The organism is Levilactobacillus sp. FUA 3915 (assembly GCF_044053135.1).
Lineage (GTDB): Bacteria > Bacillota > Bacilli > Lactobacillales > Lactobacillaceae > Levilactobacillus > Levilactobacillus lanxiensis.
Genome location: NZ_CP168704.1, coordinates 848,210 through 865,975, shown reverse-complemented (window position 1 = coordinate 865,975; position 17,766 = coordinate 848,210). Strand labels below are relative to the sequence as shown.

The following is a 17,766-nucleotide window of genomic DNA, read 5'->3' as shown; positions in this document are numbered from 1 at the left end:
CCACGGCCCATTTTTCACCAGCCCGAAGGCGCGAAACAACGACCAGTTTAACCTATTTCAGCAAGGAAGTGATTAGGCGCTCGTAGATGGTGATAAACCGGTGGTACATGTCCAAATCCACGTACTCGTTAACCTGGTGCGCGGTAATGTTACCAGGCCCAAAGACAATCACGTCGATGTCCGGATTGAACGCCAGGAAGGAAGAGGCGTCGGTGCCACCGGGAACACCAATCAATGGCAGCTTCTGTTGCAGCACGTCTTCGGCAATCTGTTTGGCCGTTGAGACGAGTTCAGTATCTTCCATGGTGTGCATTGGCCGTAAGTCACTGAGAATGTCCAAGCTGAGGTCGGCACCCTGCGCGTTGATGTCAGCGATGATTTGCTTGATAGCGGCAGTGATGTCGGCGTTTGGCAGTTCGGGGATGGTCCGAATCTTTACGGATAAGTCGGCACTGGCGGGAACCGTGTTGATTTGCTCGCCACCCTTGATAACCGTCACAACGGGTGTGATGGCACCCAGAACGGGGTTGCGGTAATCCTTGATGCTGTCAAAGTAAGCCTCTTCTTTTTGGTAGAAGGTCATCAGTGGGGTGATGGCGTTCTTGCCGATTTCAGGCATGGAGCTGTGGGCAGCGACCCCTTTAGAATGAACGGTGTAGGTCAATGAGCCCTTGTGTGCCAGTTCAATGAAGTGTTGTTCGTTGGTCTGGTTGGCGGCTAACAGCGCCTTGGCGCCGGCCTCGTCGCTTTGTAGCATGTATTGAATCTGCTTTTGCAGTAAGAGTTGTTTGTGAACCCCACTAGGTTCGCCGACAATCAACGTGTCGAGGTCGTTGGCGTAACCGGCCTCGCCGAGTTGTTGGGCACCGTATTGGCCGTATTCTTCACCAACCGTGGCCATGAAGCGCAGCGTACCGTGTAGTGGGACATTTTGTTCTTTCAAATTGATCATGGCAAAGACGCCGGCCATCAAGCCGGACTTCATGTCGGAGGTTCCTCGGCCAATCATGTTATTGTCTTTGATGGTAGCGGAAAGGGCTTCTACCTGCCATTTAGCAGCGTCACCGAGGGCAACGATGTCTTCGTGACCATCAAAACCAACAACGGGGCCATTACCGTCACCGATTTCGGCAACCAAACTGACCCGGTCAGGTTCGTAGGCAATCAATTTACTGTCGATCCCGTGCTTCTTCAGCAGGTCGGCTAGGTAGTCGGCAACCAACTTTTCGTGGCCGTTGACCGTGTTTAATTTAATAACGTCGCTTAGTGCTTGGACGACTTCATCCATAATATATTCCACCTTAGATTTTTGTTTTTTGAATTAAATTTGCGCATTGGCCTCCGGGCTGGTGAAAATGGTGCGCCGATTGTCGTTCCCGGCGGCGGACTCAAGGTGCCCGCCTCTGGTCACTAACGTTAGCGGTCGATTTTTACCAGTCTTGCGACTGACACGAATCTAACTCGTCGTTATTCGGTTTATTTACTGAAAATGGTTCTGTGAAAAAACTTACCAGCGTGTCTTTATTTCCCGGTTGAAATGGTTGACCCTGATTAATTTAGGGGCAACCTGAAAACAATAGTTGGCAGCTAATTTGGAGATAGTATCCCGGTTGAAGTGGTTATATTTTCAGGTGCAACCCAATTGGCCATCCCAAGCACCAGATACTATGACTGATTAAGGAAAAGAACTATTGTACTCAACTTGATTACAGCACTTTTTGCGGGAGGGGTCAAGAATGTCCGCGATTAAATATCGTCGATGACGTCAATGACCTCGTACGTGGCGAATTTTCCAAGCTCGAGGAGAAAATCGGTGAGGACGTGGCGGGTAGGGAAGGCACCTTCCAGGAGGTAGTCAAACTTGCCCGTTGTGCGGTAGTGATGGCGAAAAGTGTTGTGGTGCCGTTTAACAAACGCCAAATAAGCCGCTTGTTGCGTGGCTTGTACGGCCACCTGAATGAAGACCTGCCGCGGCAATCCCAGTTTATCCAAATCGACTTCAATCGTATATTTAGAAATGATCTTTGCGTCTTCCAACCGTTGAATCCGCGCGGCAACAGCGGGAGCGGTGAGGTGGACGATTTGCGCCAGATGGCTGACCTTGACGCGGCTGTCCTGGTTGAGTGCTTTAATAATGGCAATATCAATTTCGTCTGGCATGGTGAACACCTTGTTTTCTAAGTTTTTCGGGCTAAAAGCCTTTCGTTTCAATATTAACAGTCGTCGCTTTGACGTGTAAAGTAGACGTTATCGCATTTGGAAATTTGTAAGCCGTTTGCTTCGGTAATCCCCGAAACATTAGTATAATTGGATTTACATGTTTGGGCGTTGCCCTCGCCTTACCGGGCGGGATAAATAGGCCGGAACGCGGTGGGGAGGACGTCTAGAGCCACAGTGCGGTCTCTAGACTTGCTTTGAGCCGAAGCGCGCGTCTCAAAGGCACCATTTACTACGCTGCGCTTCGTAAATCCCACGGCTGAGCCTATTTATCCCGCCCTCACGGCTGATGTTAGTGGTGAGGCTGTAAATCCCATTAGACTAATTAGTGGGCTGCGGGAGGACACTAATTGGGATGTATCTGCGGGTGTCACTCTGGTTTGTTAGGTGAAATTGTAAAAGCGAACCGTGCTTAATCAGGCTAAATGGCAGTGATATTAGGTGGCTAAATTAATGGATACGCGCTTAAACAGGAATGAATGAAACAATCGCTGGTGAACGTGAGTGATCAATGTCAGTGACCAGAGGCGGGCCAAAGCGACCAGCTGTGTCGGTGGCCTTGGCTGAGGTTCCTTCTCAGCCTAGCCCACGGGACAACCTTTGTGACCGCTTCTCAGGCACAAAGTTGAGGTGGAAGCCTGTTCCTTAGGCTGGAACCGGCCCCACAGCAGGGCGCTTTGAGCCCGCCGCCGGGAACGACAAATTGATCAGTTTCACCAGCATGAGAAGAGTAGAAGAGGTTGGAGGGGTACTATTGATTGAATTTAAGAACGTTACCAAGCGTTACGCCAAGAACCAAGCCCTGGACGACTTGAACTTGACGATACCGACGGGCGATTTTTTTGTGCTCGTTGGTCCCAGTGGGAGTGGGAAGACCACGACGCTGAAAATGTTGAACCGGTTGATCGAACCGACCGGTGGTGACATCTACTTTAATGATAAACGGATTATTGATTATGACATCAAACAATTACGTCAACAAATGGGCTATGTGCTGCAAAATATTGCGCTCTTTCCCAATTTAAACATTCAAGATAACATTGCGATTCAGGCGGAATCCTTGGGCTGGCCGCGAAAAGAACGGATTGAACGAGCACGGGCACTACTGAAACAGGTCGACCTGGATCCCGACAAGTACGCCACGCGGATGCCCAGCGAGCTTTCCGGTGGGGAACAACAGCGGGTCGGCATCATCCGGGCGTTGGCCATCAAACCCAAGGTCGTCTTGATGGACGAACCGTTCAGTGCGCTGGACCCCATTTCCCGCAAACAGCTGCAGGACCTGGTCTTACAGCTCCATCAGGAACTCAACATGACCTTCGTCTTCGTCACCCACGACATGCACGAGGCCCTCAGACTGGGCCAACACATTGCGGTGATGCGACTGGGCCACATTCAACAGATTGGGACGGGCGAAGCTATCATGCAGCACCCGGCCAATGATTTTGTGCGCGGCTTTTTTGAAAATGAACACACGCCGCGTCCAGCTACGATTCAGGATTTAGTGGTCAAGGGTTATGGTCAAGCGACCACTGCACCGGCCACGCTAAAGAGCACGGCGACGGTGAGTGAGTTGGCGGCGGCCCTACAGGCGGCGGCCACGGTGGTTGTGGCAACGGACCAGGGTGCCCGCCAGCTGACGACTGCGGATGTGATCGCTTATTTAGCCACAAAGGAGGCGGACTAGTTGGCTCAGATTATGCATATTTTGCAAACGCAGGGTGGTGACATCCTTCACGCGATTGGCCAACATATTGGTCTGTCACTGATTTCGCTGCTGATTGCGGCCCTGATTGCGATTCCACTAGCCATCGTCTTGATGCACCACGAACGGTGGGCCAAGGTGATGCTCCAGATTACCAGTGTGCTCCAGACGATTCCCAGCCTGGCGCTGTTGGGAATTCTGATTCCTATCGTGGGGATTGGGACGGTGCCATCCATCATTGCCTTAGTCATTTACGCGGTGATGCCGATCTTCCAAAACACCTATTCTGGTCTGACCACCATCGACCCCAACTTGGAAGAGGCGGCGACGGCGTTTGGCTTGTCGCGGCGGATGAAACTCTTTCGGATTGAGTTGCCCTTAGCGTTGCCGATGATTATTTCCGGGATTCGCATTGCCACGGTCATGATCATTGGGACCGCCACGCTGGCTGCTTTGATTGGTGCCGGTGGGTTGGGGACCTACATTCTGTTGGGAATCGAAACCAACAACAACGCGCTCCTGATTATTGGGGCCGTACTGTCGGCGGCGTTGGCACTGATTATTGGGGCCGGCATCGACTGGCTGGGCAAGCTATCCTTTAAGAAGGCCGGCATCGTCCTGCTGACACTGGTCGTGCTGATTGGCGGCTTTGCGGGTTACCGGAAGCTGGCCAATCCCCAAACGCAAATCACGATTGCTGGGAAGATGGGCAGTGAGCCAGAAATTTTAATTAATATGTATAAGGATTTAATTGAACACGACCATCCCAACATGCAAGTAGCTACCAAGGCGAACTTTGGGGGGACCTCCTTCCTGTTTAAGGCGCTGAAGTCGGGGTCTATCGACATTTACCCCGAGTTCACTGGGACCGTGTTGGAGTCACTGATCAAGGGCGACAAGCTGGCGAGTCACAATCCAGCAAAGACCTATCAGGTGGCCAAAAACGGCTTGAAGTCGCAGTATCAAATGGCTTATCTCAAGCCGATGAGCTATCAAAATGGCTACGACTTGGCCGTGACGAAGCAGTTTGCCAAGAAATACAACCTGAAGACGGTGTCGGATTTGGTCGCTGTTGAGGGGAAGATCCACGCGGGCTTTGACCCCGATTTCTATCAACTCAAGGATGGCTATCCGGGGTTAAGCAAGGCCTATGGGTTGAACTTCGCCAGCGCGAAGACCATGGAACCTTCGATTCGCTACAAGGCCATCGCCAACGGCAAGGTCAACCTGGTCGACGGCTATACCACTGACCCCGAGATTCGCGAATATCACCTGGTCGTGTTAAAGGATAACAAGCACTTTTTCCCACCGTACCAAGGTGCACCGTTGATGACGGAAAAGTTATTGACGGCCCATCCCGAGCTGCGGACCACGCTGAATAAATTAGCGGGGAAGGTTTCCACGACAGACATGCAGCAGATGAACTACAAGGTGACGGTCAAGCACGAAAAGGCCGCTACGGTAGCGCGTGATTACTTGCGGAGCCACGGGTTGTTGGACTAGTAGGAAGGATTGAAAGCAGATTCTCCCTTGACAGAAATGACCGCTAGCCGTAAGATTATCATTAATTTCTAATAAGTCTGTCATAAATAAAGCTAGGAGAAGAGTAGTGGCGTTGTCGTTGCGCAGTGAGCCCGAGTCAGTGCAAACGGGTCTGCGACAAACCATGAAGATGAGCTCCCAATAGCTATCAAGCGGTTCACGCTGCTTGGTCGGTAGGAACCGTTAACTTTCCGGGTATCAATCGGTACCGGTGAGGCAAAGTCTGTGAGGACTTTGTGAATTAGGGTGGTAAAACGACGCGGTCGTCCCTTGAACTAAGCAATTAGTTCGGGGGATGAGCGCGTTTTTTGTTACCGTGATGGACGTTAGAAAATTGGTGAGGACTAACTTGCTGGACTGGCAATGGGCGTCAAGTCACGGGGGCCAGTCGAACGAGTTAGTCGGTGATTAAATTTAGGAGGAAAAAGGTTATGACGACAACGACTAAAACGAACTTTCCATACCGCTACGATGTTGTAGGCAGCCTGTTACGGCCAGCCAAGTTGAAACAAGCACGGGCTGAATTTGCCCAGAGAGCTATTGATGCAGCACAATTGCAGACGATTCGGCACGCGGAGACCAAGCGGGTCGTGCAAAAGCAGATTGATCTGGGGTTGAAGGCCGTGACCGATGGCGAATTTAACCGTAGTTGGTGGCACCTGGACTTTCTCTGGGGACTGACGGGGGTCGGTCACTACGATTACAAGCAAAGTTATAAATTCCATGGCAGCAAGACCCGGACCGACAACGCCGATTTGGTCGGCAAGATTGCCTTCAACCCGGACCACCCCTTCTTTGAGAGCTTCCAGTACCTGCAAAGCTTAGTGCCAGATGATGTGCTGGTTAAGCAGACCATCCCCTCCCCAACCATGTTATTCCGGGATAACCGCAGTGACAACTGGCATGAATTTTATGAAACCTGGGATGCCTACCTGGATGACCTCGCCAAGGCGTACCATGAAACGATTTTGCATTTCTATGAACTCGGTTGCCGGTACATTCAACTCGATGACACGACGTGGGCGTTTTTAATTAGCAAGCTCAACGCGACGACCGACGATGTGACGGCGCACCAGACCTACGTGAACCTGGCCCAGGATGCCGTTCACGTCATCAACACGTTGTTGGAAGACTTACCAGCTGACCTGACGGTGACGACCCACATTTGCCGGGGGAATTTCAAATCAACGTATCTCTTCTCCGGTAGCTACGACGACGTGGCCGATTACCTGGCGCAGTTGCACTACGACGGTTTGTTCCTGGAATACGATAGCGAACGGGCAGGAAGCTTCACACCGTTAGCGAAGATTTGGAATCACGACGCCAACAAGCGCCTGGTCCTTGGCCTGATTACGTCCAAGTTCCCAGAATTAGAGGATAAAGCGGCGGTCAAGGCCCGTATCGCAGACGCTGCCAAACAGGTGCCATTAGACAATTTGGCCATCTCCACGCAGTGTGGGTTTGCCTCCACGGAAGAGGGCAATGCGCTAACGGAAGACCAACAATGGGCCAAGCTAAACTTGGTTAAGGAAATCGCCGAAGACGTCTGGCCGGAAGCCTAAATTCGATAGGTTAATTGATTAAGTGAGCGAAGAAATTACTGATTTCTCGCTCCTTTTTTATGCGGAAAATTATGGAAACGGGAGGGTTAAGTCGTTGTGGTTGGAAAGTAAGGAGGTCAATAGAAAACTAGCAAATCTGAGTAAAGTCGGCCCACGGCATGATTGCCATAACGCCCAATCAGAGCCGGAAGAAGCCAGGACGGAGCCAGCTGTGTCGAGGGTGTTAGTCAGTTCTTGGCCGGCTTACAGCCTGGGACGACTTTGGAAACTCGCGAACTTCAGCGAGGTTTCAAAGCGAGGTGGAGGACCGCTCCTCGGGCCGGAACCGGGCCCCACAGCAGGCGTAGTCCTGGAAGCCGCAGGCGGCAAATCACATCTAGTATAACTATTTTAATGGCAAACCTTGGGGGACTTTACACAGGATTTACAGGGTCAACATCTTACCGTTACATAGGCCGCGTACACTGAATCCAGACTCACAAAGGGGAGTGGCAAAATGTCAATTGAGTTGAAAGCATTAGGGAAAGAGTATACGGCCGGCAATTGGGTACTAGAGGATGTGAGTGCCCACATTGAAAGCGGCGAGTTCTTTGCCATCGTCGGGCCTTCGGGCTGTGGCAAAAGTACGTTACTACGGATGATTGCTGGTTTGATTCCGATTTCTGCTGGTGAATTACAAATTGACGATCAGGTCGCAACGAACCTGCCGCCCAAGGACCGCAAGCTCACCATGGTCTTTCAAAGCTATGCGTTGTTCCCATTTTTATCGGTCACCGACAACGTGGCTTTTGGGCTGAAGGCGCGGAAGTTTCCAGCCGATGAGATCAAGAAACGGGTCGACAAGGCCATTGATCTGGTCAACTTAAATGAGTTTAAGGACCGCAAGCCGCGTGACTTGTCTGGTGGGCAACGCCAACGAGTCGCCTTGGCCCGGGCCATCGCCAGTGACGTCAAGATTTGTTTAATGGACGAACCCTTGTCCAACTTGGACGCCCAACTCCGAATTAAGATGCGGACGGAACTGCGGAACCTCCAGCGGGAGTTGGGGCTGACCGTGATCTACGTCACCCATGATCAGGTGGAAGCGATGACCATGGCCGACCACATCATGGTGTTGCACAACCATGAGATTCAACAGATTGGCACGCCCCTCGACATTTACAATCGGCCCGCCAACACCTTCGTGGCCAGTTTCTTTGGCACGCCACGGATGAACTTATTACCTGCCCGCGTCGAAGCCGACAAGGAACTTTTGTTAGCGAATACGTTGAAATTAAGTGTCCCCGAACCCTTACCCGTGGCGGATTACGTGGTCGGTATCCGGCCCAACGCCTTGCGCCTCTTACCACAAGGTACCGGTGAGCCCAACGCGCAGGTGAAGACCGTGGAGTATCTGGGCTCCGAAATTATTTTGGAGGCCGAACTCGCAGATGGGACGCCACTGGAACTGGTCGCTGCGGCCAAGGACCAGTACAACGTTGGCGATTGGCTAAGCGTGACGATTGCTGGGCAGGCCTACGTGTTCGACCATGACGGTCAGGCCCAATTCATGGTGGAAGGGGGAACGCGTCATGCAACAGGAAATCACGCCAGCGTCCAAGCCTAACTTAAAGCCGAAAACGCTGAATCAAGCGAATGCGAAGGGCTTTAACCTTCACGTCAACGATAAATGGTACGCGCTAGCCTTTCTAGGACCGTCCGTCTTGATCCTGGGTGTCTTCGTCTTTTACCCGATGTTACGAACGCTTTATCTTAGCCTCTTCCTGACAAATAACGTTGGGCGGCCGACCGTGTTTATCGGTCTGAAAAATTACGTAAACTTATTGACCTCAAGCGCCTACCAGGCCAGCCTACAAGCCACCGCTGTCTATGTGATCGGCGTCGTGGCCTTCACCCTGATTTTCGGGTTATTGCTGGCCCAAATGGCCGTCCGCAAATTAGCCGGCATTCAATGGTTCCGGACAATCTTCTCCGCCACTATGGGGGTTTCCGTCTCCGTCGCCGCTATCTTCTGGTTGTTCATTTTCAGCCCGTCGATTGGCCTATTTGACCAGATTGGGACCCTGTTACATTTGCCACTGGTGCAATGGTTAACGACGCCCGGTCCGGCCATGATTGCTGTTATCATTTCGACCGTCTGGATGAACCTGGGCTTCACCTTTCTGATTCTCTTCGGCGCCCTACAAATGGTGCCACAACCGCTGTACGAGGCGGCGGCCATCGAAGGCGCGTCGCCAAGCTATCAGTTCTTCCACGTGACCTTGCCCATGATTTCACCCACACTGTTCTTCACGTCCACGGTCACATTGATTGGGGCGTTCAAGAGCTTCGGGTTGATCGACCTGATGACGGCTGGGGGCCCCAACAACGCAACCAACCTGATGGTCTATCAAGTCTACCGCGATGCCTTTTTAAATGGCAACTACGGTCTCGCCAGTGCTGAATCGGTTATCTTAGCCGTCATCATTGCACTGTTTACCTTACTGCAATTCAAATTCTTAGAGAAACGGGTGACCTACTAATGATTCAGACGAAAACCCGTAAACCATTACGTTATTTGGTGTTGATTCTCTTGGCCGTCATCATTCTGGGGCCCTTTATCCTCGGCTTCTGGACCAGCTTATTACCAACGGCGGATATTGCCAAAGGGGCGTTGTGGAGTACCCATATTTCCTTTGCCAACTACGCCGAGGCGGTTAAGCAAACGGCCATCTTACGCTATTTACTCAACAGTTTTGTCATTTCCACGTTGACCATGGCGGCGCAACTCTTGTTCTGTTCGCTGGGCGCCTACGCCTTTGTTTTCCTGAAATTTAAGGGCCGCGACCTGTTGTTCTACCTGATTTTAGCGACGATGATGTTGCCATTTGAAGCGGAAGTCATTCCCAACTTCGCCACGGTCCGGCAGCTAAACTTGCTGAACCATTACGCCGTCATGGTCATTCCATTTCTGACCTCAGCGTTTGGCATCTTCATGTTGCGGCAAGCCTTCCGACAGATTCCACCGGAATTGAAGGAAGCCGCGGACGTCGAGGGCCTGAACCACTGGCAATTTTACTGGCGGGTCACCCTACCTTACGCCCGCATCAGCCTGTTTACACTGGCCGCTTACAGCTTCTTGGAGAGCTGGAACCAATACCTTTGGCCAATGTTGACCACATTTAGCGATAAATTCCGACCCGTACAAGACGGCTTGCGGCAACTGCAGTCGCAGGAAACGTTTAACAACTGGGGCATGATTCAAGCCAGTGCCGTGATCGTTGTTGTGCCCACACTGATTGTGCTGTTCGTGGGCCAACACTACTTCAAGAATGGGCTCAATGAGGGGGCCACGAAATGACAACCAAAAATGGATCACATCAACGTTTATTGATTCTGGGAGCTATCTTGGTCGCCGTGATTGCCGCCTTTGCTGGGTGGTCGGTCATGAGTAAACCTGCCGCGCAGGCACAGGGCGCTAAACGCACCAAATTGGTCTTCTGGAACGAAATGACCGGGCCCGCTCAGCAACAGCTGAACACCTTTGTGAAGGATTTCAACCAGTCGCAGAGCAAGTACGAGGTGGTGTCGGAGTTTGAAGGGAACTACAACGAGGCCGTGCAGAAGATTATCAACACGCATGGCACCGATGCCTCTCCAGCAGTCTTTCAGTCGATGGACATCTCGACCAGTCAGATTCACCACACGGGCTACACCACGCCCGTCCAGAAGTTCATTGACGAAGACCATTACGACGTGAACCAGATTGCCGCCGGGGCGCGGGCGTTTTACGCCAACAAGGGGACCCAACTCTCCATGCCGTTCAACACCTCACAACCCGTGCTGTACTATAATGCCACGCTGCTTAAGAAATATAAGATCACGCCACCGCCAGTTAATCCGTCATACAGCGACATTACGCGGGTGGCTAAGCAATTGACGGACCGGTCTCACAAGAAAGTTCAAGGCATGACGGTTGAAATTTACGGCTGGCTATTTGAACAGTTCATGGCTAACGCCGGCGTCTCTTTGGCCAACCAGGAGGATGGTCACGCGGGGACACCAACCGCTGTTAACTTCACGAACGCTGCCACCGTCAAGACCATGAAGTGGATCCAGGATAACCTGAAGGCCGGTGACTTTGTGAACTACGGCGCGGGTGCCAACGCGCAGAACAACGAAACGGCCAGCTTCCTGTCCGGTCGTTTGGGCATGTTCATGCAAAGTTCCGCCTCAATCGGGCAATTGACCACCGGCAACCAGGATCAGCTGGGCATTACCTACTACCCACATCCGGACGGTCAGAAGAGTAACGGGGTCGCCATTGGGGGCGCGTCACTCTGGATTTCAAACGACAAACCTAACGACGTGCAACGGGGTGCCTGGGAGTTCATCAAGTACCTGATGACGGCGAAGAGCCAAGCCCAGTGGCAGGTTGCGACCGGTTACCTGGCTTTGAACAAAGACTCACAGAAGGAAGCCGTTCTGCAGAACCTGTACAAGAAGTTGCCAGCGACGAAGGTTCCTGGCGAGCAATTACGGGCCGCCACGCCTAATGCCACCAATTCTGGGATTTTCTTGCAGGGGCTGATTCAAGAGCGAAACTTAACCCAAACGGCGATGGAACAGATTTATAATGGGAGTGATATTCAGAAATCACTGGCCACAGCTCAGAAGTCGATGAACGCGTACATTCAGGGTAATAACCGCGCGAACGGCTACTGAGATAAGCGAAAATAAAACGGCAATAGGGAGCGGTAAAATGACAGTTAAAACGTTAGTATTTGGGCACCGGGGTTACCCGGCCAAGTTTCCAGAAAACAGTTTGGCGGGATTCGCCTACGGACTGGACCATGGTATTGAGGGATTGGAATTCGATGTGCATCTGACCAAGGATCAAGTGCCCGTGATCATGCACGACGAGCGCCTCGACCGGACCAGCGATGGGACCGGGTACATCCACGACTACACGTTAGCGGAGCTCCGCCAGTTTCATTTAGCTGAAAATGAACCGATTCCCACGTTGGCGGAATTTTTAACGCTGGTCGGGACCCACGATGTTCAGTTGAACCTGGAGTTTAAGACCGACAAGATTCAGTACCCCAACATTGAAAAAATCGTGATGGGGATGGTCCATGCGACGCCGTTAAAGCATCCCGTGATTTACTCCTCGTTTCATTTACCCACGTTGAAGATTTGTCAAAAACTAGCGCCTAACGAGGCCTACTGCTGGTTGACGGGCAAGCCGGTCGTGAATGCCGGGGCCTTCGTGGCCAACGAACATTTGGCCGGACTGCACTTGAGCCATTACCAAGACGACGTGCCCGGGGATGAGCGGATTTGGACCGTGGATGATCCAAAGGAAGCGGCGGCACTGTTTCGGAAGGGCGTGGCGGGCATCTTCACCGACGACTTCGTCACCATGACCGCCCTTCGCGACGAGCTTACGGTGGACTAACGTTTCCTTCGCTTCACCTGCGGCTGACAGACACGGCCCCACTGTGGGGTAACCTCTGAAGCCTGAGAAGCGGTCTTCAGAGGCGCCTTGAAGCCTCGAAGTACACGAGTCTCCAAGCTCGTCCCGTGATGTAAGGCCGAGAAGAACACTCGGTCTAACATCACCGACACAGTGGGGCCGTGTCTGTCCTCCTCCGGTTCCGCTGACGTAACGTTAGTGCGCCGGTGCTGGTGGTGGTGGGGGTGGTTGTGGTTTGACGACCAAGTGTGAGGTAAGCAACTAAAATTCATTCCAAACGAAAACGCGCAGGACGTTCCTACGCGTTTTTTGCTTGGAATGGATTGGGGAGATCATTGGCGACTTTTTCTGCTTGGGCGACGGCTAGTTCTTGATTGACCAGCGTTTCTGCTTCTGGGGAGGTGTAGATATTGAGCTTGAATTCAATCTCCTGGAGGTTCTTTTGAATGGCGGCTTGCTTGGCTAGAATTGCTTGTTGGTGTGCCTGCAAAAGTGTCCGGCGTTCAGGAATGGAGCTGGGTCCCTGCATGACGTAGGTGATGTATTGACGAATATCACTAATTTTCATATCCGTATTTTTCAAACAACAAATGGTTTTGAGTAACTGAAGGTCGCCCGTGGTGAATGCCCGGTAGCCAGACGAATTGCGGCTCACGAAGGGGAGGAGCCCCTGTTTGTCGTAGAATCTGAGGGTGTAAATGGAGAGCCCAGTTTTTTCGGCCACTTCTTTGATGGTGTAGGTCAACTTTTTTCCTCCAATCAGTTGCCCTAGAGTATGGTCTAGGGTTTAGACTCATTGTAAATCCAATCATGTAGAACTGACAAGCGAGGAGAAAAGTATGCGCAAACAAATTTTAGTGACCGGGGGCAACGGCTTCCTGGCCTTACACATTATTCAAAAATTATTGGTGGCCGGTTATCAGGTGCGCGCCACACTCCGATCGTTGACGAAGGCCGCCGGTGTCCGGCAGACGTTGCTTGCGGCCGGCACCGAACACGTGGAACGCTTGGAGTTTGTCGTGGCTGATTTGACGCAGGATGCAGGCTGGAACGAGGCCATGCAAGGCATCGATGCCGTGATGAGTGTCGCCGCACCCGTTTTTGTGAACGACAAGCATGTCTCTGAAGATGTGACGACGGCCGCTACGGTGGGGACGCAGCGCATCTTACAGGCGGCATTGGTTGCCGGGGTTCAACGAGTCGTGATGACGGCGAACCTGGGGGCCGTGGGCTTTAGCAGTTTTGACCCACAGCACGTGATTACCGAGACCGATTGGACCGTTGAGAACCAGCGTGGGCTGTCTGCCTACGAAAAATCGAAACTGATTGCTGAGCACACAGCTTGGGACTTTGTCGCTGCTCATCCGGCGCTCGAACTAGTGACGGTCAATGCCGGCGCCATGTTGGGACCAGCGTTGGGCCAGCATGTAACCGGCAGTTTTGGTTTGGTTGAGCGCCTGCTGACGGGGCAACCAACGCCAAATTTAACAGTCAACGTGGTGGACGTCCGCGACGTGGCAGACATTCATGTGCGGGCGCTGGCGACACCGGCGGCAGCCAATCATCGCGTGTTGGCAGTCGAGGACGGGGCCATTTCAATGCAGGAGATGGTCACATTGATTCGCCGGGAGCGGCCCGAGTTAGCGGCCAAGTTGCCCAAACATTTATTGTCTAACGGCCTAGTAAAGGCACTAGCACCGTTCAGTCAGCCTGTACGTGAAGCAGCGCTGACCTTGAAGTTGGGTCATCGGGTCAGCAATCAACGAGCGCGTGACCTATTGGGGTGGATGCCCGTGAGTGATAATCAAACGGCCGTCCTGGCAGCGGTCGACAGCTTGCGCCGAATTGGAAAAGTCTAAAAAGCAGCGGACCCGGAAACTTTCGAGTTCGCTGCTTTCGTATAATTATCAGATTAGTCGGCAAGGATGTGCGCAAATTCTGCGCCTAACTGTTGGGCAGAGAAGGCGTAGGGGGCTAAGGCGTCTTCCGTATTTTTGAACTGACCGTTGTCGTCTAAGGCGTCCTTTTTCAAATCGATGCGGAGGTTGTTGGTCATGATGGGCATCTTCAATCCCCGGACGACTAGTTGCATGCCCAGAGCCGCTTGAAAGCCACCGTGACCGCCGTAAGAAACCAGGCTGACCGGCTTGCCACGCCATTCCCAGTAGAGGGTATCGAGGGCGTTTTTCAGGGGTGCCGGGTAACCCCAATTATATTGTGGGAACAGCAGAATAAAGCCGTCGTAACCTTGAATCAAGGCACTCCATTGCTTGGTGTGTGCCAGTTCGTATTGGTTGTCGGAAGGCATGGCGGTCTCATCTAAGAAAGGCAGGTCGATGGTTGCCAGATCGATGAGATCAATGGTTAAGCCGTCGTGGGCCACGTTTTGTTGGAGCCAAGTCGCGATGCTGGGACTGATCCGACTGGGACGGGTGGAGCCAATGATTAAGCCAATTTTTTTCGTCATAATGGGTCTCCTTAAAGTTAATGGTGCAATATGCACACATCTTAGCATGGTTCTGGTATAATGGCAACATGGATAATGAAATTTTTGAAGCACTCTTTGAAATCGTGACGTTTTTCAATCAGCCCCAGCAAGACCGACGCCTGCTAAAACAGGCCAACATCTCGCTGGAACCGGCCGCCCTGCCGATTATTGTGCGGGTCGGTCGCCAACCGGGAATCAGCATTGGCGAACTGGCCAACCAGATTGGACGGAATCACTCGTCCATCAGTCGCCAGGTCGATAAGCTAGTCACAGCGGGATGGCTCGTGGAGGTCGAGCGGCGTGACCAGCGAATTCGGCAAGTCACGCTGAGCCCCCAAGGTCAACGGGCGCTGTTACAAATCAAAATTGCCAGAGAAGCCGCTTTACGCGATAAACTACAGGACTATTCAAACGCCGACAAGGTTGCGCTACTGCAGGTCTTGCAGCAACTGGCAACGACCTTGACGGGGCCCGGCGAGTATCGCGAATAAATGTAGATGAGATGAGTCGAGTATGAAACAACAAATGTTATGGCAACGGGGCTCCATCATGCTTGGATTTTACGGTCTGTGGTGGTTGCGAACCGTGGGCTGGGTCGCCGTTAACGGCAGCAATAGTGAGTCAGGCTGGGCAATCGTGATTTTGGCTGGCGAGGTCTTGTTGCTTTTAGCCCCCTGGATTCTAATTCTGGGATCATTCGCCTTTTTCTCAGGCGGGTACGGACTAATCACGGCAACCCTATTACCCCTGACGGTTCTTTCCAGTCAATGGGTGAGTGGCTACGCGGCGGTCGTTCTCCCTGGACTCACGCTGTTGACGGGCTGGGTGTTGGCAACCGCTAAGCTGAAATTGGCCTTCGGGCGGTCGACAAAATGGGTCGGCGGTATCGTGCTTGTCCTAACATGTCTGTGTCTTTTGTCACCGCAGGCCAGTGCGCGGCTATTCGTGGCGGGGTACCACTCGCCGTATCCGGCGGTCGTCGGGACGTACAGTGCTGACCGCAGTTCGTTGCGTGCTGATCACTACCTGGATTATGCACCCGAACATCCGGCAGTAGCGGAACCAGGCCTGTTGGGGATGATGGGCTACCCCGTGTCTGATCAAAACAGTTTGGGCATTAAGGTTTACCAGTTAGGCTTTGTGCATTGGCCAATGGAGGACCGCTGGTGGGTTATGTAAGCAAGTAAACGAAAAAGGGCGATCCAGTCAGGATCGTCCTTTTTAGTGCAAAAAAATTAACCTCATTGAATCGAACTGGGATTTAGTCTGATTCAATAAGGTTAATTATTCAATTGGGGACAGACAGAGTTAAGGCATTTTCCGGGTACCTTAATCGCTGTTACCAAAAAAGCTTTAGTTTGTCGTTAGTTTGTTAAGCAATTGTTTACGACATATTTACTATAACAGAGAAATCAAGGCTTGCGGGCGAATTTGACGATTTGTAATATTACAATTTCAGCGGCACTATTCCACAATAGGTTATATTATGAACGAAAAGACTGAATCGACGCTGTTAGTCTCGGTCGAGGGAAAAATACATGAATACATATTCAGAAAAAGCGGCCATCAAAAAGTTTTCAAATTTATTTTGCGAGTGGATTGTTTCTAAATCCGGCCTTTTTTGATGAAATGGCGAAATGAGTTCGGGGAAAGGCGGCTTAATGTTCATCGGTTATAGAATATTCCGACTATTAATCGGAATTAGCTGAATATAAAATAGCTAATAACGAACTATAAATAACATAATCATTGATTCGTTCGTGCTTTATGCTACACTGGAACTTGCTAAAGAAAAACAATACATATTTGAGGAGTGAATGCGATGCATTTGAAGAGTAAGGGGAAATTGCTCTTAATTATGGCAACGCTATTGATTTTGCCAGCGACATTAGCCGCTTGTGGGAAGGCATCCAGTAGCGCAGGTTCCAAGTCAGAAGCTTACGCGCCAAAGAAGTTAACGGTTGAATTTGTGCCGTCATCTAATGCGGGGACCATTGAGGCTAAGGCCAAGCCACTGGAAGGGTTATTAAAGAAACAACTGGGGATTCCTGTAACGGTGAGCGTTTCAACCGACTACAACACGATTGTTGAAGCCATGGGTTCTAAGAAGGTTGATATTGGTTTCTTACCGCCTGATGCTTACGTCTTAGCGCACAAACAATACGGCGATAAGGTTCTGTTACAAGCACAACGTTACGGCGTCAGTGAACCTAATGACAAGGCCACTAAGGAACTGGTGAACTTCTACCGGTCACAAATTTTGGTTCGTAAGGATAGCGGCATCAAGTCCATCAAGGATTTGAAGGGCAAGAAGATTGCCGTTCAAGATACGACGTCAACTGCCGGCTGGATCTATCCTGCCGTTGAAATGCTGGACCATGGGGTCAACATCAACAAGGATGGCATTCAGACTGTCACCGTTAAGGGTCATGACCAAGGGGTACTGTCTGTTTACAACAAAAACACCGATGCCGCCTTTGTCTTTCAAGGTGCCCGCAACATTGTGATGAAGGATGAGAAGGACATCATGAGTAAGGTTGTCCCAATCTACACCACAGGTAAGATTCCAAACGATACGATCACGGCACGTGGTGACATGAGCGAGAAGTGGCAAAAGAAGATTGCGACCGCCTTTAAGGAAATTGCCAAGACCAAGCAAGGCCATGACATTATTTCCAGTGTGTACTCACACCAAGGCTACGCCGATTCTAAGGACAGTAACTTTGATATTATTCGGCAATACGATAAAAAGGCTAAGGGCTTAGATAAGTAGGCGGCTGCCAGCAGCTGAATCTAA

The 17,766-nt window shown here is 51.6% G+C and carries 16 protein-coding genes; 12 read left to right on the top strand and 4 right to left on the bottom strand.

Annotated features, from left to right (window positions below; all coding sequences use genetic code 11):
- Positions 1 to 52 precede the first annotated feature (52 nt).
- Positions 53 to 1,288 (bottom strand): ArgE/DapE family deacylase, encoded by a 1,236-nt coding sequence (locus ACEPST_RS04205; protein ID WP_203642540.1) that lies wholly within the window; start codon positions 1,286 to 1,288, stop codon positions 53 to 55.
- 458 nt (positions 1,289 to 1,746) lie between these two features.
- Positions 1,747 to 2,160 carry an Lrp/AsnC family transcriptional regulator gene (locus ACEPST_RS04200; RefSeq protein WP_204120415.1) on the bottom strand — a complete coding sequence of 138 codons (414 nt, stop codon included), beginning with the start codon at positions 2,158 to 2,160 and terminating at the stop codon, positions 1,747 to 1,749.
- 811 nt (positions 2,161 to 2,971) lie between these two features.
- Here ACEPST_RS04200 and ACEPST_RS04195 point away from each other — a divergent pair.
- The 8 genes from ACEPST_RS04195 (at position 2,972) to ACEPST_RS04160 (ending at position 12,463) form a co-directional block, all read left to right on the top strand.
- Positions 2,972 to 3,904 (top strand): ABC transporter ATP-binding protein, encoded by a 933-nt coding sequence (locus ACEPST_RS04195; RefSeq protein WP_204120414.1) that lies wholly within the window; start codon positions 2,972 to 2,974, stop codon positions 3,902 to 3,904.
- Positions 3,905 to 5,425 (top strand): ABC transporter permease/substrate-binding protein, encoded by a 1,521-nt coding sequence (locus ACEPST_RS04190; protein WP_275404320.1) that lies wholly within the window; start codon positions 3,905 to 3,907, stop codon positions 5,423 to 5,425. It abuts the gene before it with no gap.
- Between the two features lie 470 nt (positions 5,426 to 5,895).
- The gene (locus tag ACEPST_RS04185) at positions 5,896 to 7,026 is read left to right on the top strand and encodes a vitamin B12 independent methionine synthase (RefSeq protein ID WP_204120413.1); all 1,131 of its coding nucleotides are present in this window, start codon (positions 5,896 to 5,898) and stop codon (positions 7,024 to 7,026) included.
- 496 nt (positions 7,027 to 7,522) lie between these two features.
- Entirely contained in the window at positions 7,523 to 8,632 is a 1,110-nt protein-coding gene (locus tag ACEPST_RS04180) for an ABC transporter ATP-binding protein (protein ID WP_204120412.1), read from the top strand.
- Entirely contained in the window at positions 8,598 to 9,548 is a 951-nt protein-coding gene (locus ACEPST_RS04175) for a carbohydrate ABC transporter permease (RefSeq protein ID WP_204120411.1), read from the top strand. The genes ACEPST_RS04180 and ACEPST_RS04175 overlap by 35 nt, the downstream gene beginning before the upstream one ends.
- Complete coding sequence (locus ACEPST_RS04170) at positions 9,548 to 10,366, top strand: carbohydrate ABC transporter permease (protein ID WP_203637670.1); 819 nt, start codon at positions 9,548 to 9,550, stop codon at positions 10,364 to 10,366. Before ACEPST_RS04175 ends, ACEPST_RS04170 begins: the two co-directional genes overlap by 1 nt.
- An 86-nt stretch (positions 10,367 to 10,452) precedes the next feature.
- Complete coding sequence (locus ACEPST_RS04165; RefSeq protein WP_374706457.1) at positions 10,453 to 11,730, top strand: ABC transporter substrate-binding protein; 1,278 nt, start codon at positions 10,453 to 10,455, stop codon at positions 11,728 to 11,730.
- A gap of 37 nt (positions 11,731 to 11,767) precedes the next feature.
- Positions 11,768 to 12,463, top strand: coding sequence for a glycerophosphodiester phosphodiesterase family protein (locus ACEPST_RS04160; protein ID WP_204120409.1), 696 nt, complete (start codon positions 11,768 to 11,770; stop codon positions 12,461 to 12,463).
- Positions 12,464 to 12,779: 316 nt separating this feature from the next.
- Here the strand turns inward: ACEPST_RS04160 and ACEPST_RS04155 are convergent, their stop codons facing one another.
- A complete protein-coding gene (locus tag ACEPST_RS04155) occupies positions 12,780 to 13,226 on the bottom strand; it encodes a MerR family transcriptional regulator (RefSeq protein WP_204120408.1) in 447 nt (148 codons plus the stop codon).
- 94 nt (positions 13,227 to 13,320) lie between these two features.
- Between ACEPST_RS04155 and ACEPST_RS04150 the strand changes: the two genes are divergently transcribed.
- A complete protein-coding gene (locus ACEPST_RS04150) occupies positions 13,321 to 14,340 on the top strand; it encodes an NAD-dependent epimerase/dehydratase family protein (protein ID WP_204120407.1) in 1,020 nt (339 codons plus the stop codon).
- 53 nt (positions 14,341 to 14,393) lie between these two features.
- On the opposite strand, the gene ACEPST_RS04145 is transcribed toward ACEPST_RS04150, so the two are convergent.
- Positions 14,394 to 14,948 (bottom strand): NADPH-dependent FMN reductase, encoded by a 555-nt coding sequence (locus ACEPST_RS04145; RefSeq protein ID WP_204120406.1) that lies wholly within the window; start codon positions 14,946 to 14,948, stop codon positions 14,394 to 14,396.
- A 20-nt stretch (positions 14,949 to 14,968) separates the two neighbouring features.
- On the opposite strand from ACEPST_RS04145, the gene ACEPST_RS04140 reads away from it, so the two are divergent.
- The 3 genes from ACEPST_RS04140 to ACEPST_RS04130 all read left to right on the top strand — a co-directional run bounded on the left by ACEPST_RS04140 (position 14,969) and on the right by ACEPST_RS04130 (position 17,742).
- Positions 14,969 to 15,460 carry a MarR family winged helix-turn-helix transcriptional regulator gene (locus ACEPST_RS04140; protein ID WP_236000674.1) on the top strand — a complete coding sequence of 164 codons (492 nt, stop codon included), beginning with the start codon at positions 14,969 to 14,971 and terminating at the stop codon, positions 15,458 to 15,460.
- Between the two features lie 22 nt (positions 15,461 to 15,482).
- Positions 15,483 to 16,148: a hypothetical protein gene (locus ACEPST_RS04135; protein WP_204120405.1), complete on the top strand. Its 666-nt coding sequence runs from the start codon at positions 15,483 to 15,485 to the stop codon at positions 16,146 to 16,148.
- A gap of 643 nt (positions 16,149 to 16,791) precedes the next feature.
- The gene (locus ACEPST_RS04130; protein WP_204120404.1) at positions 16,792 to 17,742 is read left to right on the top strand and encodes a phosphate/phosphite/phosphonate ABC transporter substrate-binding protein; all 951 of its coding nucleotides are present in this window, start codon (positions 16,792 to 16,794) and stop codon (positions 17,740 to 17,742) included.
- The last annotated feature ends 24 nt before the right edge of the window (positions 17,743 to 17,766 follow it).